Origin of the sequence: Nocardia sp. NPDC060249 (assembly GCF_042728755.1) — a bacterium.
GTDB lineage: Bacteria > Actinomycetota > Actinomycetes > Mycobacteriales > Mycobacteriaceae > Nocardia.
This window is the reverse complement of sequence record NZ_JBHXAQ010000002.1, coordinates 517,329-538,512: the sequence shown is the minus strand read 5'-3', so window position 1 is coordinate 538,512 and position 21,184 is coordinate 517,329. Positions and strand designations below refer to the sequence as shown.

The 21,184-nt window shown below is 69.0% G+C and carries 18 protein-coding genes; 7 read left to right on the top strand and 11 right to left on the bottom strand.

Features of this window, described 5'->3' with window-relative positions:
* Window positions 1-119 precede the first annotated feature (119 nt).
* The 5 genes from ACFWFP_RS10020 to ACFWFP_RS10000 form a co-directional block, all read right to left on the bottom strand.
* Window positions 120-2,132 (bottom strand): SDR family oxidoreductase, encoded by a 2,013-nt coding sequence (locus ACFWFP_RS10020; RefSeq protein WP_379294371.1) that lies wholly within the window; start codon window positions 2,130-2,132, stop codon window positions 120-122.
* A gap of 275 nt (window positions 2,133-2,407) precedes the next feature.
* Window positions 2,408-3,520, bottom strand: a complete 1,113-nt coding sequence (locus ACFWFP_RS10015; RefSeq protein WP_379294370.1) for a glycosyltransferase — start codon at window positions 3,518-3,520, stop codon at window positions 2,408-2,410.
* Complete coding sequence (locus ACFWFP_RS10010; protein WP_379294369.1) at window positions 3,517-4,848, bottom strand: glutamate-1-semialdehyde 2,1-aminomutase; 1,332 nt, start codon at window positions 4,846-4,848, stop codon at window positions 3,517-3,519. The genes ACFWFP_RS10015 and ACFWFP_RS10010 overlap by 4 nt, the downstream gene beginning before the upstream one ends.
* A complete protein-coding gene (locus ACFWFP_RS10005) occupies window positions 4,848-6,164 on the bottom strand; it encodes a GNAT family N-acetyltransferase (protein WP_379294368.1) in 1,317 nt (438 codons plus the stop codon). The genes ACFWFP_RS10010 and ACFWFP_RS10005 overlap by 1 nt, the downstream gene beginning before the upstream one ends.
* A 9-nt stretch (window positions 6,165-6,173) precedes the next feature.
* Window positions 6,174-7,295: a hypothetical protein gene (locus tag ACFWFP_RS10000; protein ID WP_379294367.1), complete on the bottom strand. Its 1,122-nt coding sequence runs from the start codon at window positions 7,293-7,295 to the stop codon at window positions 6,174-6,176.
* 294 nt (window positions 7,296-7,589) lie between these two features.
* Between ACFWFP_RS10000 and ACFWFP_RS09995 the strand changes: the two genes are divergently transcribed.
* The 6 genes from ACFWFP_RS09995 to ACFWFP_RS09970 are packed head-to-tail and all read left to right on the top strand — an operon-like array spanning window position 7,590 to window position 14,503.
* Window positions 7,590-8,426, top strand: a complete 837-nt coding sequence (locus ACFWFP_RS09995) for a glycosyltransferase family 2 protein (protein ID WP_379294366.1) — start codon at window positions 7,590-7,592, stop codon at window positions 8,424-8,426.
* Complete coding sequence (locus ACFWFP_RS09990) at window positions 8,423-9,787, top strand: O-antigen ligase family protein (RefSeq protein ID WP_379294365.1); 1,365 nt, start codon at window positions 8,423-8,425, stop codon at window positions 9,785-9,787. Before ACFWFP_RS09995 ends, ACFWFP_RS09990 begins: the two co-directional genes overlap by 4 nt.
* A complete protein-coding gene (locus tag ACFWFP_RS09985; RefSeq protein WP_379294364.1) occupies window positions 9,784-10,848 on the top strand; it encodes a glycosyltransferase family 4 protein in 1,065 nt (354 codons plus the stop codon). Before ACFWFP_RS09990 ends, ACFWFP_RS09985 begins: the two co-directional genes overlap by 4 nt.
* A complete protein-coding gene (locus ACFWFP_RS09980; protein WP_379294363.1) occupies window positions 10,845-12,443 on the top strand; it encodes an oligosaccharide flippase family protein in 1,599 nt (532 codons plus the stop codon). Before ACFWFP_RS09985 ends, ACFWFP_RS09980 begins: the two co-directional genes overlap by 4 nt.
* Window positions 12,370-13,419, top strand: coding sequence for a beta-xylosidase (locus ACFWFP_RS09975; RefSeq protein ID WP_379294362.1), 1,050 nt, complete (start codon window positions 12,370-12,372; stop codon window positions 13,417-13,419). Before ACFWFP_RS09980 ends, ACFWFP_RS09975 begins: the two co-directional genes overlap by 74 nt.
* Window positions 13,406-14,503 carry a glycosyltransferase family 4 protein gene (locus tag ACFWFP_RS09970; protein WP_379294361.1) on the top strand — a complete coding sequence of 366 codons (1,098 nt, stop codon included), beginning with the start codon at window positions 13,406-13,408 and terminating at the stop codon, window positions 14,501-14,503. The genes ACFWFP_RS09975 and ACFWFP_RS09970 overlap by 14 nt, the downstream gene beginning before the upstream one ends.
* A 72-nt stretch (window positions 14,504-14,575) precedes the next feature.
* Here ACFWFP_RS09970 and ACFWFP_RS09965 read toward each other — a convergent pair whose 3' ends face one another.
* Entirely contained in the window at window positions 14,576-15,211 is a 636-nt protein-coding gene (locus ACFWFP_RS09965; protein WP_379294360.1) for an MspA family porin, read from the bottom strand.
* A 215-nt stretch (window positions 15,212-15,426) separates the two neighbouring features.
* On the bottom strand, window positions 15,427-16,512 hold the full coding sequence (locus ACFWFP_RS09960; protein ID WP_379294359.1) for a class I SAM-dependent methyltransferase: 1,086 nt from the start codon (window positions 16,510-16,512) through the stop codon (window positions 15,427-15,429).
* A 14-nt stretch (window positions 16,513-16,526) separates the two neighbouring features.
* Between ACFWFP_RS09960 and ACFWFP_RS09955 the strand changes: the two genes are divergently transcribed.
* Window positions 16,527-17,090, top strand: a complete 564-nt coding sequence (locus tag ACFWFP_RS09955; protein WP_379294358.1) for a dTDP-4-dehydrorhamnose 3,5-epimerase family protein — start codon at window positions 16,527-16,529, stop codon at window positions 17,088-17,090.
* Here the strand turns inward: ACFWFP_RS09955 and ACFWFP_RS09950 are convergent.
* The 4 genes from ACFWFP_RS09950 to ACFWFP_RS09935 are packed head-to-tail and all read right to left on the bottom strand — an operon-like array spanning window position 17,068 to window position 20,802.
* Window positions 17,068-18,102 (bottom strand): NAD-dependent epimerase/dehydratase family protein, encoded by a 1,035-nt coding sequence (locus ACFWFP_RS09950; protein WP_379295113.1) that lies wholly within the window; start codon window positions 18,100-18,102, stop codon window positions 17,068-17,070. The two genes, ACFWFP_RS09955 and ACFWFP_RS09950, sit on opposite strands and share 23 nt — an antisense overlap.
* A gap of 2 nt (window positions 18,103-18,104) precedes the next feature.
* Window positions 18,105-18,767, bottom strand: coding sequence for a PIG-L deacetylase family protein (locus ACFWFP_RS09945; protein WP_379294357.1), 663 nt, complete (start codon window positions 18,765-18,767; stop codon window positions 18,105-18,107).
* On the bottom strand, window positions 18,752-19,528 hold the full coding sequence (locus ACFWFP_RS09940) for a hypothetical protein (protein WP_056817729.1): 777 nt from the start codon (window positions 19,526-19,528) through the stop codon (window positions 18,752-18,754). Before ACFWFP_RS09940 ends, ACFWFP_RS09945 begins: the two co-directional genes overlap by 16 nt.
* A gap of 14 nt (window positions 19,529-19,542) precedes the next feature.
* A complete protein-coding gene (locus tag ACFWFP_RS09935) occupies window positions 19,543-20,802 on the bottom strand; it encodes a methyltransferase domain-containing protein (protein WP_379294356.1) in 1,260 nt (419 codons plus the stop codon).
* Window positions 20,803-21,184: the final 382 nt, after the last annotated feature.

Here is a 21,184-nt window from a genome sequence, read left to right as displayed (position 1 = left end):
CACCCCACTCGTCTGCGTCGCCCGCTCATTTTTTGAATCCCCCCCCGCCCCCCCCCGGCGGCCACCCCCCCCGGCCGCCCCCCCCCACCGCGGCCCCCGGCCGGGGTTTCAGGGTGATGTCACCAGTGCACGCCGGGCAGCACCCGGCTCATGCGGGCCGCCGAGTTCGGCATCACCATCAGCGGCGCGAAGACCGGGCCGAGGACGGTGAGGGCATTGCGTGCCGGTTCGGCGGGCTCGGTCACCGCGGCGGGACGAGGCTTGCCCTGTGCCGCAGTGGATTCGCCGAAGAACCGGAACCCGGTGTGCATGATCGTGCGCTTGAGCGAGGGCAGGAACATCTCGACCGCCTGGGCGAAGGTGCCCGCGGGGGTATCGATGCGGTCGGGGCGTTCCAGCAGCGCGCGGACCACGATGTCGGCCGCCCGGTCCGGGTCGGGCAGGGGCAGCGAACGGTAGAGGTCGGTGGGCGCGATCATCGGGGTGCGGACGAGCGGCATCCGGATAGAGGTGAAAGAGACACCATCGCTGCGGTTCTCGACGGCGGCGATATCGCTGAAGTTGTCCAGAGCCGACTTGCTCGCGGCATACGCGGCGAAGCGAGGTGCTTTGGTCTGCACGGCGATGGAGGAGATGTTGACGATGTGGCCGAAGTGGCGTTCGCGCATCGAGGGGAGCAGACCCAGGATGAGGCGGACGGCACCGAAGTAGTTGACCGCCATGGTCCGTTCGAAGTCGTGCATCCGGTCCACCGAATTGGCCACCGAACGGCGGATGGAGCGACCCGCGTTGTTGATCAGGTAGTCGACGTGGTGGTGCTCGGTCAGCACGGTCTTGACGAGGAGGTCCACCGCCTCCGCGTCGGTGATGTCGCAGGGGTAGGCGAACGCGGTGCCGCCCTCGGCGCGCACGGATTCCGCTGCGGCCGTGAGGTCTTCGACGCCACGGGCGATCATGAGCACGATCGCGCCACGGCGGGCGACGGCATGAGCCGTGGCCAGGCCGATCCCCGAGGACGCGCCGGTGATCAACACCGTGCGGCCCGAGAGCGGGTGCGCGTCGGCGGCGGGACGGCCGCGGTGCGGGTCCAGATTGCCGCGCCAGAAATCCCAGAGCCGGTCGGCGTAGGTGTCGAACGCGGGCACGGTGAGGCCGGGCAGGACCGCCTGGGTGGAGTCGGAGACGAAGTCGGCGGTGAATCCGACGTGGGGCGCGACCTCGGCGGGAATGCCTGCCTGTTCGAACAGGAAGTCGCGCACCGTGTTCGCGCCGGGAACGTGACCGAGCCCGCTCAACGCGCGTGCGCTGCCGGGCACGGTGCCGATACCGACGGGGCCGCCCGCGGCGGTGGCGAGCGCGCGATAGATCTCCCCGAACGGCTGCGGCCGCGGGTTGACCAGGTGGAACGTGCGCCCGTCCAGACCGTCGCGGCGCACCAGTCGCACCATCGCCTCGGCGACGTAGTCGACCGGCACCACATTGGTCGCACCCAGATCGGGCAGCGGCAACGGCAGTTCGGACGGCAGGCCGGCCAGGGCCGAAATGGCCGAGAAGAAGTAGTACGGGCCGTCGATCTTGTCCATCTCGCCGGTCCGGGAGTCACCGACGACGATCGCCGGGCGATACACCCGCGAGCGCACGTCGGTGGCCTCGCGAACAAGCTTCTCCGCGGCGAACTTGGTGCGGTGGTACGGCGAGGTCAGGTTCTGGCCGAGGTCGAAATCCTCCTCGAAGAACTTGCCGCGATGATCGCCCGCCACCGCCACCGACGACACGTGGTGCAGGGTGGCGTCGAGGCTGCGGGCCAGCTCGATCACCGAGCGGGTGCCCGCGACATTGGCCGCGTGGGCGGTCTCCTCGTCGGCGGTCATGTCGTAGACCGCGCCGAGGTGCAGCACGTGATCGGCTCGCGGCGCGCCGTCGCCGAGGCCGAGGCCCTCGGCGGTCAGGTCCCCGACCAGCGCGAACACGCGGTCGCTGTCGGGATGTTGCGCATTGTGCGCGGTGAACTTGGCCAGCGACTCGGCGCGCACCAGCACGTGCACGATCGCGGTGGGGTCGGCTGCGAGCAGCCCCCGCACCACGCGTCGACCCAGAAATCCGGTACCGCCTGTCACGATGTAGGAAACCATCGCTCCTCCTGAAAATCTCGAAACACGGTGTCGCGCAACAGTGATCGGCATGCGGCGGTGAATGCGAAATCAACGGTTGAGGTCCAGCAGCAAAAGTGGCTGGAGAGAAACCGGGCACATCGTCGTCCCGGCTACGCTTACCGTACTCGTCAGTAACCTTGCCGGGCAAGCGGATGGCGTGGTATCACCGTGTGGGAATTGTCACGCATCACCGCAGGTCAAAGGGTATGTGTGACAGATACTTTCAGTAACCGCGAGTTTCAGACAACTTGCCGCTACCGTCGCGACCGATCCGCCAGGACGTCGCCGACAGTGCTCGCGATCCTGGTGCGGAACACCTCGGGGGCGAAGGTGTTGGCGTGCTCGCGGATCTTCGCGGGATCGTAGGACGCCGAGCGGAATTCACGCATCGTGTCGGCGAGCGCGGCGACGACGTCTTCATCGGAGCCGGCCGGTACGTATTCGCCGGTGACGCCGGGGCGCACCGTATCGAGGGCGCCACCGGCCCCGACCGCGAGCACCGGCGTCCCGCAGGCCATCGCCTCCACCGGGACGATGCCGAAGTCCTCGATGCCCGGCATGAGCAGGGCTCGGCAGCGCCGGTACATGTCCTGCAGCAGCTCGCCCGAGGTGGCGCCGAGGAAGGTCGTCTCCGAGCCCGCGATCTCGTCGAGCTGGGCGCGGAACCGGCCGTCGCCGAGGACGACCAGGCGAACCCCGGCCCGCTGCGCGGCGCGAATGGCGAGGTCGGCGCGCTTGTAGGGCACGAGCCTGCCCGCGCACAGGAAGAAGTCCTCACGTTCGACCGACGGGTCGGGGGTGAAGCGGCTGACCTGCACCGGCGGGTTGACGACTGAAGCGGGCAGACCCCACCACTGGGTGACCCGCTCGGCGACCGCGTGCGAGTTGGCGATGACGTGCGTCAGCCGCGGCGCGGCGCGCAGTTCGCCACGTCGAGCGAGGGTGCCCAGCGCGCCCAGTGCCAGCTGGCCGACCCGTCCGCCCGCCTCCTGTGCGCGGAACTCGCGATCCCAGGCCCAGCGCGCGGGGGAGTGGACGTAGGCGACCACAGGCGCGTCGGTCGCCAAGGCGGCCTGGGTGGCGAACGCGTGATGGCTGATCACGACGACATCGAAGTCGCGCAACGGCATTCGGCGCAGCGCGCGGGGGACCAGCGGGAGCAGGGGAGCGTGCCTGCCACCGGTATAGGTGTGCGCCGTGCTGAGCCAGGTGTCGTGCACGGAACGCACAGGTTCGCGCAGGCCGCCGGGCGCGACGATCGGCGCGAAAACCTCGGCATCGGGCCAGGTTTCGACGAATTCGCCGACGACGGCCTCGGAACCGCCGAATTCGGTGAAACGTTCGTGGACGATGGCGACACGGGTCATCGGCGGGTGCTCGCTTCGATCTGTCGGGGTGCGGCGGTGCGACGCACGGCGGGGGCGACGGGCCGGCCGCGCAGCAGCCCGTCGACGGTGCCTCGCTCGAGGGCGCGGCGGTAGACCTGCGCCGCCTCGGCGCAGGCCGCGACCGTGGTGGCGACGGCGTCGGGGTCGTGGGCGGCGGAGGTGACGAACGACTGGCCGAGCACGCCGCGAACCAGCAGCTCCTGGAGGAACAACGTTCGAAAGGCTTGCGAGGGTGCGCCTTCGGCGTCCATGGTGCGGTAGATCAGACAGGACGGCCTGCCGCGCACCTGAAGGAAATCGGCGATGCCGAGGTCGGCGGCGATCGTGTTCACGCCGTCGGCGAGCGCACTGCCCGCCTGTTCCATCCGCCCGACGGGGTCCTCGGTGCGGTAGGCGTGGACCACCGCCCGGAACGCGGCCAGCGACGACGTTTCCGGGCCGTGCGTCGTGGAGAGCAGGAATACCCGCTCCTGATCGGTACGCAGCCCGCCCCGCTCCATGTACTCGCGCTTGCCCGCGAGCGCGGAGAGGGGGAAGCCGTTGCCCATCGCCTTGCCCCAGCACGACAGGTCCGGTGTCACGCCGTACACGGTCTGGGCGCCCCCGGCCGACCAGCGGAAGCCGGTGATCATCTCGTCGAACACCAGCAGGGTGCCGTACCGATCACACAGTGCGCGAACACCTTCCAGATATCCGGGCAGTGGTTCGGCCATGGCGGTGGCGGCCTCGAGGAACACCGCGGCCACGGAGCCGTCCGCCAGTGTCGCGGCGAGAGCGTCGAGATCGTTGTACGGGAACTTCACGGTGTCGACGGTGGGGATGCCGCCCGCCATCTCGGTGGTGCCGATGAACCAGTCGTCGACGGAGAAGAACGGCTGATCGCAGACCGCGACGGCGGTGCGGCCGGTCACCGCTCTGGCCAGGCGGACCGCGGCGGTGGTGGCGTCGGAACCGTTCTTGGCGAACTTCACCATGTCGGCGCCGGGCACCAGATCCAGGAAGTCCTGGGCGGCCAGCAGTTCCAGCTCGGTGGGGCGGGTGAAGCTGACCCCGTCGGCGATGGTCGACGACACCGCGTCGAGCACCGGTCGGTACGCGTGACCGAGCGTCACCGACCGCAACCCCATCCCGTATTCGACGTAGCGATTGCCGTCGGCGTCCCACACGTGCGCGCCCTTGCCGCGCACCAGGATCGGCGCCATGTTCTCCGGATACTGATCGGCGCCACGGGCGTAGGTGTGCGCACCGCCCGGCACGAGATCGTGCAGCCGGTCCTGGATCGCATTGCTGCGCTGGAACGTTCGCATCAGGGACGACCTCCGTGACTCGGTGGTGTGGTCAGTGCCCACAGGCGGTGGTCGGCGCGGACGCCCGTGGGGCCGCAATGGTCGTGCAGCACACCTTCTTCGGTGAAACCGGCGGCAGCCACCACAGCGTTCGACAGGAGATCGGCGCTGGGAACTTCGGCGGCGATCCGCCGAAGCCCGAGCTCGCCGAAGCCGTGTTCGGCGACCGCTCGCAGCGCCGCCCCCAGCTGTGCGGCCGCGACGAGTTCGGGATCGGCCCAGGCCGACAGGCGGGCGACGCGCCCGCTCATCGTCGGTTCGAACAGCCGAATCTCCCCGGCGTAGCGGCCGTCGGCGCGAAGGACGAGGACCAACCCGGCGGGAGATCGCAACCCGTGCCGGGCGTTGCGCAGCGCGCGATGCCACTCGCGCCGATGCCGGTGCCGGTCGATCGGCGCGAGCCGGGCACAGTGCGCGGTAGCGGCCGCTTGCCAGCCGACCCGATCCACACGCGACAGGCTGCGCACCGAGATGGCCGGGGCGTCGGCGACGGTGATCCGCACAGCTCGGACGAGGGTGTATCGACGCAGACGGTGCGTGACCACCCACAGCAACAGTCGCAGCGCGGCGATCGCGATGATCGCCGGTGACGGCGAACCGGCGCGCGAGAAGCGATCAGCGGACGGCGCTTCGAGCTGTGGCGCGATCGCCGAAGTCACCGGGGCCGAGCAGTCGCGTGCGGTCCACGCCCACAACGCGTGGTCACGCAGCGACCCACCCGCGTCGAAAGCCGAGGCCATCGTGGCTTCCTTGCGGAAGCCGAGGGCGCGCACCGATCCGGCGGCGGGCAGATTGGCGGGTGAGATCGGCGCGACGACGCGGACCAGTCCGAGCACGGTCACCCCGTAGTCGAGCAACATCGCGCCCGCCACGGTGATCACCCCGTGGCCGGCCCAGCGCGCGTCGATCCAGGCGCTGGACTCGGCGGTCCCCGTCGCGGTGTCGATGACGCAGTACTCCAGTTGTCCGACGAACTGTCCGTCGACCTCGATCGCGCCCGCGTAGCAGCGTCCGGCACGCATATCGACACGGGCGAGCAGGCATTCGCGCGCCCAGCGCCGTGCGGTGTGCCGTCTGTCCCACGGCAGCGGTGAGGTGCTCCAGAACGGCTCGATGTGGGCGCGGTCGTGCAGCCGGATCTCGCGCCACGCGGCGAAATCCGACATTCGGGGTGGACGTAGCCGGATCGAGTGGCCGTTGTGTCGCACCGGGCCGAGAATCAGCTGCGACAACTCCGAGTCGTTCGGCCGCTGCTTGCTTCGGTAGGAAGTGCTCACGCCGCCGAGCTAGCTGTCGCGTGATTCGGTGGGGGTCGCGCGCGGACTGCTCGGCGTGTACCCGACCTTTGGCAGCGCCATGGTCTCGGGGTCGTGCGAGATGGTGGCCGAGCGCGGGGTGACCGGGGCGGCACGGCGTGGAGGCGTGTCGAACGATGGTGCCGGGGGAGTCGGCGACGCGCGCACCCGGGTATCGGCCGCGGGTGCTCGGGTATCGGCTGCGCGCACCCGAGTGTCGGCTGCGGGTGCTCGGGTGTCGGCTGCGGGTGCTCGGGTGTCGGCCGCGGGCACCCGGGTGTCGGCTGCGGGCGCTACCTTGTCGATGTCGACGTCCGGGGTCGCGGCAGGCTTTGTGCCGCCACGCCGGCGATCGCGAGCCACCACCGCCAGCACCAGACCTTCGGCGACCACGATCAATGTGGCCAGCGCGGCGAACAGCCCTTCCTGCACCGGATGCGGGGCGACCAGTTCCCACGACGGCGCGGTGAGCACCGTCAGGCGCGCCGGGCCGAGCACCTGACGGAACTCGGTCTCGCGCGCCACGTCGCGGGCGTCGAAACTCAGCTCCGGGCGCAGCGGGTCATCGGAGAGGCGCTTGGAGAAGGTGTCCTCGACCGCGCGCCGGTGTGCCTCCAGATCGGCCGCGGACCGTGCGATCGCCTCGGTCCGCATCTGGGAACCGACACTGTCGAGCGACTGTTCGACCGCCACGACCAATTTCGAGGCCTGCTCGGGCGAGCCGGCCTCGGCGGTGATGATCAGCAACGACGGCGCGGGGCCGGTCATCGCCGACACCCGGGAGCGCAGATCCGCTTCCGAGGGTGCGAGCCCGTTCTTCACCACATCCGAGAGCACGCGGGTATCGGTGACCATCACGATGTAGGGCTGGGTGAGTTCGTTGAACACCGCGCCGATCGACGGTTGCGAGATCTGGACGGTGATGCTCGCCTGGTAGGTGCGCTCGCTGCCGTCGCGAATCAACCACACCGCGCCGCCGACGAGGATCGCGGCAACCAGGGCGAACGGCAGCACCCGGATCAGTTGACGAAGATGGCCCGCGATGTTCACCGCCGGCATCGATCGCCCGCCGGAGTCGAGGTCGGCGGTCGACGGCGACTCGGTACTGCTCACACTTCCCCCACATTCCACGCATCAACACTGCTCGATCACCGGCTCCCGAAGCCGGTACGCCGTCACTTCGGCACGACCGAGTTGCGATGACGATACCCCAGGCCCGCCCGGCGGTCGCGTCGGCGAACGTCGTTGAATCCCGCCGAACCTGCACTGTTCGTCCGCGAGTAAGTCGTTGGGAATTCCTCGGCGAACATCCGCGAAGCCCTGCGGGTAGTCTGATCCCCGTTCGCCCTCGATGGGTGCGGGACGGCGGAGCCGTCGGCAAATGGATGTCATTGAGGGGTAACGGCTGTGGGGGTTCGGGTGTCGGTATGTGTACCGGCCTTCAACGCGGCACGCACGATTGTCGAGACGCTGGAGTCGATCAGCGCGCAGGATTTCGACGACTTCGAGATCGTGGTCGTCGACAATGCGAGCACCGACGGAACGGGCGATCTCGTGCGCGCGTTCGACGACGCGCGGATTCGGCTGTACACCAACGACACCACGTTGCCGATCGTGCAGAACTGGAATCGGGCGATCGAATTGGCCGGTGGCGAGCTGGTGAAGCTGGTCTGCGCCGATGACATGATCACCCCGGGATGCCTGTCGGCGCAGGTCGAGTCGATGGCCGACAGCGAGATCGCGGTCGTCGGCGCCAAGTTCGACGTCGTCGACGACGACAATGTGATGCTCGCGCAAGGGCGCGGGTTGCCGGGACTGGTGGGTCGATGCTCGTCGCGGACCGTGCTGCGCACGCTCGTGCAAAAGATGCCCGACGACGTGTGCCCGACCGCGGCGTTCCTGTTCCGTCGCGCCGATTTCGCCGTGACCACCGGTTTTCGCACGAACTTCCTGTACGCGATGGATGTCGATCTGGTCGCCCAACTGTGCGAACGCGGTGAGTTCTTCGGCCACGATCGGGTGCTCGCGATCAACCGCGCGTCGGCGTTCAACTACTCGAGCACGACCTCGTCGGCGAGCAAATTCGTCGACGTGCTGCGGTTCAACCACCATCAGCGTCGGCAATTCCGCGACCGCGTGGGTGTGATCGATGTCCTGATCGGCGACGGTCGCGTGCTGCGGCAGGCGCTGGTCCGGGTCTCGGCGAGGGCCGCGCGGTTGTTCGGACGAGGCTTACAGCAGTGAACTCCCTGCTGTACGTGGCGGCCCTGCCGGTGGCATGGGTGTTCCTGCGCTGGATCTGGCATCGGCCCCAACGCGGGGTGTTGCTGGTGGCGGCGTTGGTGCCCTTCAACGGGTTGCTGCTGATCGCGCCCGCGTGGATGCGGGTCGACGGCTGGAAAGAAGCGATGCTGCTGCTCACCCTCGCGGTGGCGGCGTTCGTCCCCCACGGGCGAGTCGATCCGCGTCCGGTGTTGCCGTGGTGGTCGTTCGGCGTGGTGCTGTGCGTGTTCGGGGTCGGGTCGGCGTTCCTGACCGCGGGAATTCTGGGCATTTTCGCGATCAAGATCACGTTCTTCTATTTCATCGTGGTGCCGCTGATTCTGTATCTGCGGCCGTTCACCGCGCGCGATCGCGATCTGCTCATCACGATCATGATGGTCGAGTCGGTCGGGATCGCGGTCTTCGGCTTGGCGCAGCAGGCGATCGGGCCCGCCGGGCTCGCGGAGATGGGCTACAAGTTCAACGAGACCATCCGGTTCTCCGGTGGTTTGATGCGCTCGTTCGGGTCGTTCAACCAACCGTTCCCGTTCGCGTTCTATCTGGTCACCGTCTTGTTGGTGGGTGGATCAGTGGCGCTGGCCGCGCCGAAACGGTTCCGCAATCGGTTGTTCCTGCTGTCGACCCCGGTCCTGGTGGCCGGGGTCGCGGCCAGCGTCGTGCGTGCCGCGCTGCTCGGTTTGCTGATCGGCGTGCTGGTGCTCGCGATCGTCCGCTATCGGCGACAGCTCAAAGCGGTGCTCATCGGCGGGGTCGCGTTGATCGCGGTGGTCGGCGTCGGGGCGTCGTCGCAGGCGCGCAGTTCGCTGCTGTCCTCGGACAGCCTGGCCGCGCGCGAGACCGGATGGAAGGTCGTGACCAGGACGGTGCCCAGTCATCCGTTCGGTGACGGCCTCGGCTCGACCGGGGCGGCGAAGGCGGCCCAACTCGTGGCCGAACTCGGCCCGGCCGCCGAGAAATTGCCCTATGCCACCGGCGAAGTCCAGATCTACGGGCGCCCGTACCAACCCGACAACTACTACGTGAAGTTGCTCATCGAACTCGGGCCGATCGGGGTCTGGTTGTTCTGCGCGATCCTGGTGGTGATCTATCTGCTCGCGCTGCGTTCGGCCCGCACGATGACCGGCAACGACGCCGCGCTGGCGCTCGGGGTCGCGGCGGCCGTGCTGTCGAGCGCGGTCGCGGCGGTCGCGTCGAGCTACTTCGAGATCTTTCCCAGCGATTTCTACTTCTGGCTGCTCGCCGCGGTTGTCGGCTGCGCGGTCTCCCAGCACTCCCCAGTCCGGGCCGTCGAGCGCAGCCCCGTCCCCGAACAGGTGTCATGAATACTGCTGCGAACAGCCGACCCACCGTGTGTTTCGGGGCGTTGGCCTACCGACCCGACGGCGCCGGGGTGTCGACCTATCAGCGGGAACTGCTGGCGCAGTTGCCCGCGCTGCTGCCGGACGCCGAACTGTCGGCGCTGGTCCAAGCCGACGCGGCGAGCTCGCTGCCGCCCACCGTCTCGGCGGTGTCGCGACCGGTCGCGTCGGGTGCGCGCCGCGCGTGGCACGGCGTCGCGCCGCTGCGCGGTGTCGAGGTGTTCCACGGGCTCGATGTCGATCTTCCGCTGATCGGCCCGCGTGCCACGGTCGCCACGGTGCACGACCTGTCGGTCTTCGATGTGCCGTGGGCGTTCAGCCGGTATCGGGCACGCGGGGAACAGATCCTGGTCCGGACGTCGTTGACGCGTGCCGATCTGCTGATCGCGGTATCGGAGTTCACCGCCGAACGGATCGCGGACAAGTTCGGCCGGACGGCGGTTGTCGTGCCGCTCGCTCCCGCCGGCTGGGCGCGTGTCCCCGAGCCCGCCGCGGTGGAGCGGGTGCGTGCCGACTACGACCTGCCACCTCGGTTCATCCTGCAGGTGGGGACCGTCGAGCCGCGCAAACAGGTCGCGATGCTCGCGGACGTGGCGCGCGCCCTCGACATTCCGCTCGTGTTGGCCGGGGCCGGATCGGCCGGTCCGCAGGCCCCGGCCACGGCAATCGGTCTCGGCTACGTCGACGCCGCCGATCTGCCCGCGCTGTACGCCGCCGCGACCGTGGTGGCCTACTGCTCGGAGTACGAAGGGTTCGGGCTGCCGCCGGTGGAGGCCATGGCGTGCGGTGGCGCGGTGGTGGCCAGCGCGGTCGGCGCGCTGCCCCAAATCTGTGGCGACGGTGCCGTCTTGGTCGCGCGTGCCGATGTCGAGTCGTGGGCGGCGGCCGTGCGCCCCCTGCTGCACGACAGCGCCGACAACACCGCACTGCGTGAGCGTGGTCTCGTCGCGGCGTCGAAACTGAGCTGGCGGGCCACCGCCGAGGCGACGGTCGGCGCCTATCGCGGCGCCGGGTTGATTCCGTGACGACCGAGGCGAAACCGTCGATTCCCGAGCAACCGGCCGAGGGCGGCGTCTCGATGTCGGGCCGGGCCGCCGCAGGCAACACCGCCGCGATGCTGGCCAGCCGGATCTTCGCCGCGGTGCTCGGTCTGCTCGGCACCATGCTCACCGCCCGCATGCTGCCCGCGGTCGAATGGGGCTACTTCTCCTTCGTGTTCGGTCTGCTCGGCATGCTCGCGATCGTCACCGATCTGGGTGTCGGGCGCGCGGTCATCGGCAAACTCGTGCACGGCGAGCCCGCCGAGGTCGCCGAGATCGCGACCTCGTTCATCGCGCTGCGGACCGCACTCGGGCTGCTGGGCTACGGCGTGGCCCTGGGCTACGTGGTGCTGCTCGATTGCCCACCGGAGGTCATCGCGGCGACGGCCATCGCGGGGCTGGTCGTGGTGGTCGCGACGCCGAGCAACGCGCTCACCGTGCTGTTCCAGTCGACCATGCGGTTGACCCTGGTCGCCGCGGCGGAGGCGATCGCACGCGCCGTCCAGGTGGCGCTGACCGTCCTCGCGGTGCTGTGGGCACCGACCTTGCTGATCGTGGTGATCCCCGCCGTGGTGTACGAACTGATCGCCCTCGCGATCAAGATCGTCGGCGTCGGTCGGGGACTCGGCGGACCCATCCCGGCGCGCCGCGTCGAACTGCGCTGGTGGGGCGGCATGCTGCGCGAGGCGCTGCCGCTGAGCATCGGCCTGGCCTTGATCATCATGCTGCAGAAGGTCGGCCTGCTGCTGCTGGGTCACTTCGACACCTTCGAATCCGTCGGAATGTTCGCGGTCGGCATGAAATTCGCCGACCTCGTCGACACCGCGGCGATCGCGGTCGTGGCCCCGTTGACCACCCTGCTGATCGCGGTGTGGCCCGCCGACCCCACCCGGTTCCGGCGCTACTTCCGCCAGGCGGGTGCCGCGCTGACGGCCCTGGGCCTTGCCGCGCTGGTCGCCTTCTGGCCGGTCGCGACCCAGGTGATCGATCTGCTCTTCGGTGCGAAGTTCGGGTCCGCGGTCGACGCGAGTCGCTACCAGATCATCGGCGGACTGCTCGGCGCGCTGGCGCATCTGGGCTTGGTCGCGCTGATGGCGGCCGGGCGGAACTACCTGATTCCCTGGATCGCGCTGCTCGCCTTGGCAGTCGACCTGGCGTTGTCGTGGCCGCTGATCGCGTGGCTGTCGTTCGAAGGCGCGGCCATCGCCGGTCTGGTGGCCAACGTCGTTCTGCTGATCGGGGTGTGGCTCGCCCTGGTCGCCACGGTACGGATCGGGCGGTTGATCCCGGTCACCTCGGTGGTGTCGGTCAGCGCTGTCGCCGCCGCGGTGATCGTCCCCGCGACGATGATTCAGCAGCGGTGGGAGCCGCCCTGGATTGTCACCTCCACGGTGGCCGGTGTGTTGTACCTTTTCCTCGCCGGCTGCGTAGTGCGCTGGACCGACGGATTGACGATACGAAGCATGCGAGGGCCGAAAACTGATGACACTGTGGCGATTCGCTCGGATGATCACCACCGTGGCCCTCACCCTCACCCTGCTCGGATGCGCGACACCGACGACGTCGACCGTGCTCGATGAGCGCGTGAACGAGACCGGACTCGGGATCGCGGGCGGGCACTCGTGGCTCGCGATGAGCACCGGCGAATTGGACCGTCAGATGTCGGGCGTGGTCGACGCGGGCGCCACCTGGATCAGGATGGATCTGGACTGGTCGCTCATCGAGCACGATCGTGGCCGCAAGGACTGGTCGATGACCGATCGAGTGGTTCGATCGGCGCGCGCCCATGGACTGCACGTGCTGGCCATCCTGACCTACTCACCGCCGTGGGCACGTCAGAACCCGGGGCCCGGCGGCAACAAGGTCGCCCCGTATCCCGCGCTGTTCGGCCAATTCGCCGCCGACGCGGTCGAGCGCTACCGCGATCAGATCAAGCACTGGGAGGTCTGGAACGAGCCCAATGTCACCAGCTTCTTCGCGCCGCTACCCCATGTGGGCCTGTACGCGCAGTTGCTCCACCAGGCGGCGACGGCCGTGCGCACCCGCCAGCCGGGTGGCCAGGTGCTGGTCGGCGGCTTGGCGCCGGCCGCCGACAACGGTCGCGACATCGCGCCCTCGACGTTCGTCGAGCGCCTCTACGACCTCGGCTCGGCTCCCGACTTCGACGCCGTCGCGGTGCACCCGTACTCCTATCCGGAGCTGCCCGCGGCGCCGAGCCGGGACAACGCCTTCCAGAACCTGACTCGCCTCCGCGCGATCATGGACGCTCGCGGCGACACGTCGAAGCGGTTGTGGCCCACCGAATTCGGCGCGCCGACCGGTACCGGGGCGCGCGCGGTCGACGAGCAGACCCAAGCCGAGATACTCGGCAGCGGACTGGACTTGATCGCGGCCATGCCCAATGTCGGCCCTGTTTTCGTCTACTCCCTGATCGACGCGGGCGACGACCGCCAGGACCTGGAGGACAACTTCGGCATGCTCCGTCGTGACTATTCGGCGAAACCGGCACTGGCACAGGTCCGCGCCCGCGCGGAGGTGCTGCGTGCCGGGCAGTGACGACGTGCGCGAGCTGGTGTTCGTCGCGCACACCGGACAGGCGTCGGGCGCGGAGAACGTCATGCTCGCGCTGGTGGACGCGGCGCTCGAACGTGGCTACCGGGTGCGGGTCGCCTGCCCGGACGGTCTGTTGCGCGAACGGCTGCCCGTGGGAGTCGAGCACATCGGCATCGCCCCGCTGGGGTTGGCGGGTGAACGGGGTCTGCGCCGGTTGACCGCCGCGTCGGTCATGCTGAGGAACTGGATCGGTGCGGCGTGGCGGCTACGTCAGCCTTTGCGGGACAGCCGAACCCGAGTCATCGTCAATTCGACCATGGCATTGCCCGCGCTGGCGCTGGCCCGTCCGCATCGGCGCTCGGCAGCCTGGTTGGTCCACGACATCCTCGCCAGCCGACGGCAATACGGCGCCGCGTGGGCCGGGCGCGCGGCGGTGGGCCACGCCGTCGCGGTCTCCGAGACCGCCGCCGCGCCGCTGCGCCGGCGCGGCTTCGAGGTCGAGGTCGCGTTCAACGGTGTGGCCTGGCCGGTCGAACCCGCGCCCGTGGTCGAGCGCACGCCACCGGTGATCGGGATCCTGGGGGTGGTGACCTCCTGGAAGGGCCACCACGTTCTGCTGGAAGCCGTCGCGGGGTTGCCGGAGGTCCGGCTCGAGATCGCCGGTCGGGCACTGCCCGGCGACGTGGCGTATCTGGCCGAGCTCCGCGAGCGCGCCGAGCAGCCCGACCTCGCCGGTCGGGTCGTGTTCCTCGGTCAGGTCGACGCCATGACCACCATGCGCGGCTGGGATGCGGTGATCTCGGCCAGCGTGCTGCCCGAGGCCGGCCAGCTCGTCGTCCTCGAGGCGATGAGCCTGGGTGTCCCGGTGATCGCCACCGATCACGGCGGTTACGCCGATGACCGCGTCATGGTGTGCGTTCCCCCCGGCGATCCGGCCGCGTTGCGGGCGGCGATCGAGCGGGTCACCGGTGATCCGCGGTTGCGGTCGCGTTTGCACGAGGACGGTCGGGCTCGCGTGGCGGCCGCACACGATCGGTCCCGCACGCTGCCGCAGATGCTCGACGCACTGCTCGACACCCCACCCTGACAGGCTCGGCCGCGCGCATGACAGCGACGGACCCGGCGAGCGACTTCGCTGGCCGGGCCCGTCGGGTCGTGATCAGATCGAGAAGGTCTTGCCGTAGGTGACGACGGTATCGCCGGACGAGCTGACGATCCGCACGAACGGGCGAACATTGGTCTGGCCGAGCACACCGGTGACAGTGCCGTGGAAGCCCGAAAGGCGCAGTGTGCCTTCGGCTCCGGCGATCTCACCGCCCGCGACCTCGACCTCCTGGATACCGGGGCCGAAGCCGGCGGCGAGTTCGATGCCCGCGCGCGGGATGAGGCCGTCGAGCTTGACGGTGGGCCCGTCCGGGCCGACCTCGAGGCCGAGGCTCGGAGTCGACCACTCGAACTTGATCCGGCCGTCGAGCGTCGCGGGGTAGCCGACCTGATAGCCGAGCGTGATGCGGCCGGACCAGGCCTCGGCGTCGGGGCCGGTGACCAGGTAGGAGGCCGCCCCGCTGTGGAACCACTCGCGGGTGAGCGGATTGCCGTCCAGTGGCGCGACGAAGTCGATCCGGGTGTCGGACTGGATCGCCTCGACCGCGCGGTTCTTGCCGTCGAGAACGGTGCTGCTGCTGTCGATTCCGGCAGCGGCGGACCCCGCTCCCAAGGCGAGACCGACGGCGATGACCGACGCCATCGCCGCGATCCGGAGCGTGCGTGGTGCGAGCACGGTGGTTCCCCTCATCAGAATTCTTCCCCTGGCTGTGCGCCCGTCGAACGCTGCGTTCGGCATCGCATTCCCCCTGCGAACCGGGCACCGGCCACCGCGACACTGCGACGGTCCAGCAGTGTCCCGAACTCGATCATGGTGCGGCGCTGGGCATTACGAGTATCCCATGCGATCCGATCAGCTGCCGATCGACACAGGGTCGGCTATGCCACAGTCGTCGCGCGCGCCTATCACTCGCGTGGGCCCGCCGGGTCGTCGATCATCCACCGGCCGTCGAGTTCGGGCAGTGCGGCGCTCACTTCGGCGAGCAGGTCCGGTAGCGTCAGCAACACGACGTCGGGCTCGGCGGCGACCAGTTCGGCGGGGGAGATGATCGGCACATCGGTGCCGGGCATCCGGCAGCCCTGCTTGCCCGGAGAGGCGTCGGCGACCCCGGCGAGCAGGCCGCGGTGCGCGCCCGCCATGCTCAGCAGGGCCACCGCGCGGGACGCGGCACCGTAGGCATAGACCCGATGGCCCTGTGCGGAACCAGCGTCCAGCCAACCGCGCAGGGCGCGGACGTGGGTGTCGACCGTCCGCTGTAACTCGGGGGCCGAGTTCAGCGCATCGGCTTCGGTGACGAGAAGGCTGTCGACGGTGGCGTCGGGGGTGTGATCGCCGTGGCGTACGGCCAGGAGCACCGTGCCGCCGTAGAGGTCGAACTCCCACGCGGTGACCACACTCATCCCCGCCGCGCCGAGCAGAGTGCGCAGAGTGGACAGCGAGTAGTACGCGAAGTGCCCGTGCCGCAAGGCGTTCCACTGTCCCTGCGCGACGATGGTGGCCAGTGAGTGGTATTGGACGAGTAGCACCCCGTCGGGCGCCGTCGCCGCGGCACGTGCCGCGAAGGCCGCCCGCTGATCGGGTTCGTGCATGATCCCGAAGCAGTCGAGCACCACATCGGCCGGTCCGCCGGTGTTCTCGGTGAAGCCGCGCTCGGCGAGCAGGGGCAGCCAGGTGCCGCCGTGCGGGCTACCGAATTCGGTGACCGTCGATCCGTGCAGCAGTCCGGCGGCGTGCACCAGACGCACCGCCTCGGCGGCCTGGTCGCGCAGGGCCAGCGGCTCGATGCCGCGGGGTTCGGCGGTGACAGTGTCGTCGTCGGCCAACTGGGCCAGCCCGCATGCCACGCACCGGTCCATCCGCAAGGGGTGGCCGGATTCGGTGGCGGCGACCGGAGCGTCACGTGGCGGAAAGTGATCCGCCGCCGGGACCGACCCCAGGTCGAGAACGGGAGCGAGCGCGGTCTTCGCGCAGCCGCGGCATCGGCGGGTCATGACAGGATGTCCTCGTGCGTATCGAGCGGACCGAATTGGCCGACGTAGTGGTTCTCGTACCCGAACCGTTCCGGGACGAGCGGGGGTTGTTCACCCGTACCTTCGACGCGGTCGAGTTCGACGCCCACCTCGGCGTGCCGGGCGCGGCGGCGGCTTTCGTGCAGGATTCGCAGTCGCGGTCGGTGCGCGGGGTGATCCGTGGCATGCACGGCCGTGGCGGGCGCGGTGAGGCCAAACTCGTGCGCTGCGCACACGGCGCCGTGCACGACGTGCTCGTCGACATTCGCCCCGGTTCGCCGACTTTCGGTGCGCGCCGAGCATTTCGACTCGACGACGAGCAGTTCCACCACCTCTACGTGCCGCCGGGTTTCCTGCACGGATTCCAGGCGCTCACCGAGATCGCCGACGTCTGCTACCGCATCGACCGTCCGCACGATCCCGCCGAGGACATCGGGGTCGCCTACGACGACCCCGAACTGGGGATCGAGTGGCCGCTGCCCGTCGGTCCGGTCTCCGCGCGTGACGCGGGGGCCGGGAGCTGGGCCGCGCTGCTGGCTACGCTGACGCCGACGCACTGATCCGGCGCAGCTGTGCGTCGAGCACCCCGGAGTCGCACAGCCCCTGCAGGTGCGGCAGCCGGGTGAACCGGCGGAAGAACGCGTCGGAGGTGAGCCCGCGCGCGGTGTACTCGGTGAACAGCTCGGCCGCGCCCGCGGGCACCGTCCACTGCGCCTCGAAGCCGAGAACCTCACGCGCGTAAGAGAAGTCGACCCGGTAGGACCGTGGGTCGGCACCGTTCTCGCCGGTGATCAGCAGCCGGGATCCGGGCACCGCCTCGACCACCGAGGCGGCGATCTCGGCGACGGTGAGGTTGTTGACCTCGGTGCCGATGTTGAACGCCCGGCACGAGACGTCGGCGGCGGGCGCGGTGAGGCAGGTGGCGAAGGCGGCGGCGATGTCGGCCGCGTGCACCAGGGGGCGCCACGGGGTGCCGTCGGAGAGCACTTTCACCTCGCCGGTGAGCACCGCGTAGCCGACCAGATTGTTGAGCACGATATCGGCCCGCAAGCGCGGCGAGAAGCCGAAAGCTGTGGCGTTGCGCAGGAATACCGGAACGAAGTCGTCGTCGGCCAGGGCGGCCACATCGTCTTCGACGCGGACCTTGCTCTCGGCGTACGGGGTGATCGGGCGCAGCGGGGCGTCCTCGGTGACGAGGTCGGCACCGGCGGCGCCGTAGACCGAGCAGGTCGACGCGTAGAGGAACCGCGACACCCCGGCCTGCTTGGCGAGGCGGGCCAGTCGCACCGACGCGTGATGGTTGATGTCGTAGGTGATCTGCGGGGCGAGGGCGCCGAGGGGATCGTTCGACAACGCCGCGAGGTGGATCACCGCGTCGAAACCGCGCAGCTGCTCGACGGTCACCTCGCGCAGGTCCACCGCCAAACCTTCGGGGTCACCGGCGAATTCGCCGAGCAGGCAGTCGGCGAAGTAGCCGATGTCCAGGCCGGTGACCTGGTGGCCCGCCGCCCGCAGCACCGGCACCATCACGGTGCCGAGATAGCCCTGGTGCCCGGTGACCAGTACCCGCATGTTCACGTCTGTTCCCATCTGATGATCGCTTTGTCGAGCACGAACGCCTCGGCATACGGTGCGTGGCATTGCACGCCACGCATCCGGGCCAGCCCGAGGAAGGCCTGTTCGTCGAACCAGTCGCGGCCCGTCTGCGACGGATAGTGTTCGTGCAGCAGACGCGACTTCTGCTGGACGAGTTCATGACTCAGCGGGTGGTAGAGCGTGGGAGCCGGCGTGTCGGTCTCCCATTTGAGGATTTCGTAACCCAGGGTCAGGTGGTCACGGAACTCGGTGGGCACCAGTTCGGCGAGCAGGCGGTGGTCCTGGTGGGCGTCGCCGCGATGCGGCGCGAACACCACCTCGGGTTCACCGCCACGACGAAAGGCCGCCAGCGCGTCCTTGATCCGATCCCAGTGCGCCGGCGCGCGGCCGTCGGGCACATCGAGAACGTGCAATTCCGGCTTGTTGCCCGAGCAGAACGCGGTGAGCGCCGCCCGCTCCTCGTCCTCGCGTGCGGTGCCGCCACCGGAGAGGACAAGGGCCCGCACCTCGATATCGGGATCGGCGCCGGTGAGCGCGAGCAGCGTCGCCCCCATCCCGATCGCGATGTCGTCGCAGTGCGCGCCGAGCACGGCGATCCGGCGCGGCGGGGTGGTGAACAACCCGATCACGGTCGGTCCCACACCATCCACGGCCGGGTGCCGTTGCGGTAGGCGTCGTCGAGTTCGGCGCGTTCCTTGAAGGTGTCGGCCGGCTTCCAGAAGCCCATGTGCTGATAGCCGAAGAGCCTGCCCTGCCCGGCGAGCGCGCCGCACGCATCGGCGACGAGATCGCCGCCGGGCGGCAGCAGATCGAAGATCTCCTGGCTGAGCACGAAGTATCCGCCGTTCTCCCACAGCGGCATCTGCGCCACCGGCACGATGTCCTTCACCTCACCGGTCGGCGAGATGTCCACGCAGTGGAACGAGGACTGCGGCGGCACCACCATCATCGAGGCGGCCGCACCCGAGGCGTGGAAGCGTTCGATCATGGTGTCGAGCGGCGCGTCAGTGAGGACATCGGCGTAGTTGGCCAGGAAGTACTCGTCGCCGTCGAGGTGCTCGCGCACGCGGCGCAGTCGCTCTCCGATCGCGGATTCGACACCGGTGTCGACGAAGGTGATCGACCAGTCGCTGATGTCGCTGCCCAGCAGCTCCACTTCACCGTTGCGGATCACGAAGTCGTTGGACGCCGACTCCTGGTAGGTGAGGAAGAAGTTCTTGATGTGTTCGGCGCCGTAGCCCAGACACAGCACGAACTCCTTGTGGCCGTAGTGCGCGTAATAGCGCATCACATGCCACAGCAGGGGGCGCGGACCGACCAGCTGCATCGGCTTGGGGACGACGTCGTCGGATCCGCCACGCATGCGCATGCCGTATCCGCCGCAGAACAGTACGACCTTCATCGGTTCGTCCACTTTCATTCGGAGAGTGCGCCGGCCGCGACCGGTTCGCCTGCCGTGGCGGCGCGATGCAGCACCGGCAGCGGGTAGATCAGTTCGCCACCCCATTCGCCGACCTGGCCGAGCTGGGCCGTGATCTCGGTTTCGAGATTCCACGGCAGGACCAGCACCACATCGGGTTTGTCGGCGTCGATGCGTTCCGGGGGATGGATCGGAATCCGGGTGCCGGGGGTGTAGCGGCCGTGCTTGTAGGGGTTGCGGTCCACGGTGTACTCGAGCAGGTCGGGCCGGATGCCGCAGTAGTTGAGCAGCGTGTTGCCCTTGCCCGGCGCGCCGTAACCGACCACCCGCTTACCGGCCGCGCGGCAGTCGAGCAGGAAACGCAGCAACTCCTGACGGACCGATTCGGCACGGGCACCGAGCGCGGCGTAGCCGGCGGGTTCGTGCAGGCCCGCCGCACGCTCGAGGTCGAGGACCTCGGCGACGCGGGCGGTGGGTTCGGCGACGGCGTCGGGGCGTGCCCACAGCCGGATCGAGCCACCGTGGGTGTCCAGCAGTTCCACATCCACGACGGTCAGCCCGGCGATCGCCAGCGCGCGCTGCGCCGAATGGACGGTGTAGTACTGGAAGTGCTCGTGATAGATGGTGTCGAACTGGCCGAGCTGGACCAGGTTCAGCGCGTGGTGCACTTCGATGCTGCACCAGCCGTCGTCGCTGAGCAGGGTGCGCAGAGCGTGGGTGAACCCGCGCAGGTCGGGTACGTGGGCGTAGACGTTGTTGGCGACCACCAGGTCGGCCGGACCGTGCTCGGCGCGGACCCGGGCGGCCGAATCCTGTTCCAGGAACGCCGTTTCCGTCGGCACGCCGACCTCGCGGGCCGCGAGCCCGACGTTGACCGAGGGCTCGATGCCGAGACAGCGGATGCCACGCGCGACCGCGTGGCGCAGCAGGTAGCCGTCGTTGCTCGCCACCTCGACGACGAACGAATCGCCGCCGAGGCCGAGTCGTTCGGCGGTGCTGGTGACGAACTGCTCGGCGTGGCGTACCCAGCTGTCGGAGAACGAGGAGAAGTAGGCGTACTCGGTGAAGGTGTCCTCGGGGGTGATCAGCGCCGGGATCTGCAACAGCAGGCAGTCCTCGCACAACCGCAGGTGCAGCGGATACGTCGCTTCGGGCAGGTCGAGTTCGGCGGCGGACAGAAAGCTCTCGCACGGTGGGGTGGCGCCCAGGTCGAGCACGCTCGTGAGCCGTTCGGAATCACAGAGTCGACATTGCACGTGGAGTCCCCACCTTCATCCCTGTTCATCCGAGCTGTCGCGGCTCATGCCGGTCATGCCGGACGTCGGACCGGCGGGCCCAGACGTTACAGCGGCGGGCTCCAAGAGTGCCCCGAAACGTTCGGGCAGAAACAGATTCATGGTAATTTTCGGGCCGATACCAGGTCGATTCGGCACCGGCTAATTGTTGGCGAGGGCGACCACCCCTCATTTATGTGTGATGCCAATCACTTGTGAAAGTGATTGTCCTGCATTCATATCGAAAGGCAATAGTTAATCGGTGATAGCTGTTCGATTGTTCTGTGATGTGGCTAACTACCGGAATCCCTTGTGGCGGTGAGTCTTCGGAAAGAACCCCGGCTGGTGGTCTGTAACAATCAGC

Bases quoted from the DNA above. Each gene is read 5' to 3' on its own strand.
- ACFWFP_RS10020 (WP_379294371.1), bottom strand. From the start codon at position 2,132: ATGGTTTCCTACATCGTGACAGGCGGTACCGGATTTCTGGGTCGACGC.
- ACFWFP_RS10015 (WP_379294370.1), bottom strand. From the start codon at position 3,520: ATGACCCGTGTCGCCATCGTCCACGAACGTTTCACCGAATTCGGCGGT.
- ACFWFP_RS10010 (WP_379294369.1), bottom strand. From the start codon at position 4,848: ATGCGAACGTTCCAGCGCAGCAATGCGATCCAGGACCGGCTGCACGAT.
- ACFWFP_RS09985 (WP_379294364.1), top strand. From the start codon at position 9,784: ATGAATACTGCTGCGAACAGCCGACCCACCGTGTGTTTCGGGGCGTTG.
- ACFWFP_RS09975 (WP_379294362.1), top strand. From the start codon at position 12,370: ATGATCACCACCGTGGCCCTCACCCTCACCCTGCTCGGATGCGCGACA.
- ACFWFP_RS09965 (WP_379294360.1), bottom strand. From the start codon at position 15,211: ATGAGGGGAACCACCGTGCTCGCACCACGCACGCTCCGGATCGCGGCG.
- ACFWFP_RS09960 (WP_379294359.1), bottom strand. From the start codon at position 16,512: ATGACCCGCCGATGCCGCGGCTGCGCGAAGACCGCGCTCGCTCCCGTT.
- ACFWFP_RS09950 (WP_379295113.1), bottom strand. From the start codon at position 18,102: ATGCGGGTACTGGTCACCGGGCACCAGGGCTATCTCGGCACCGTGATG.
- ACFWFP_RS09940 (WP_056817729.1), bottom strand. From the start codon at position 19,528: ATGAAGGTCGTACTGTTCTGCGGCGGATACGGCATGCGCATGCGTGGC.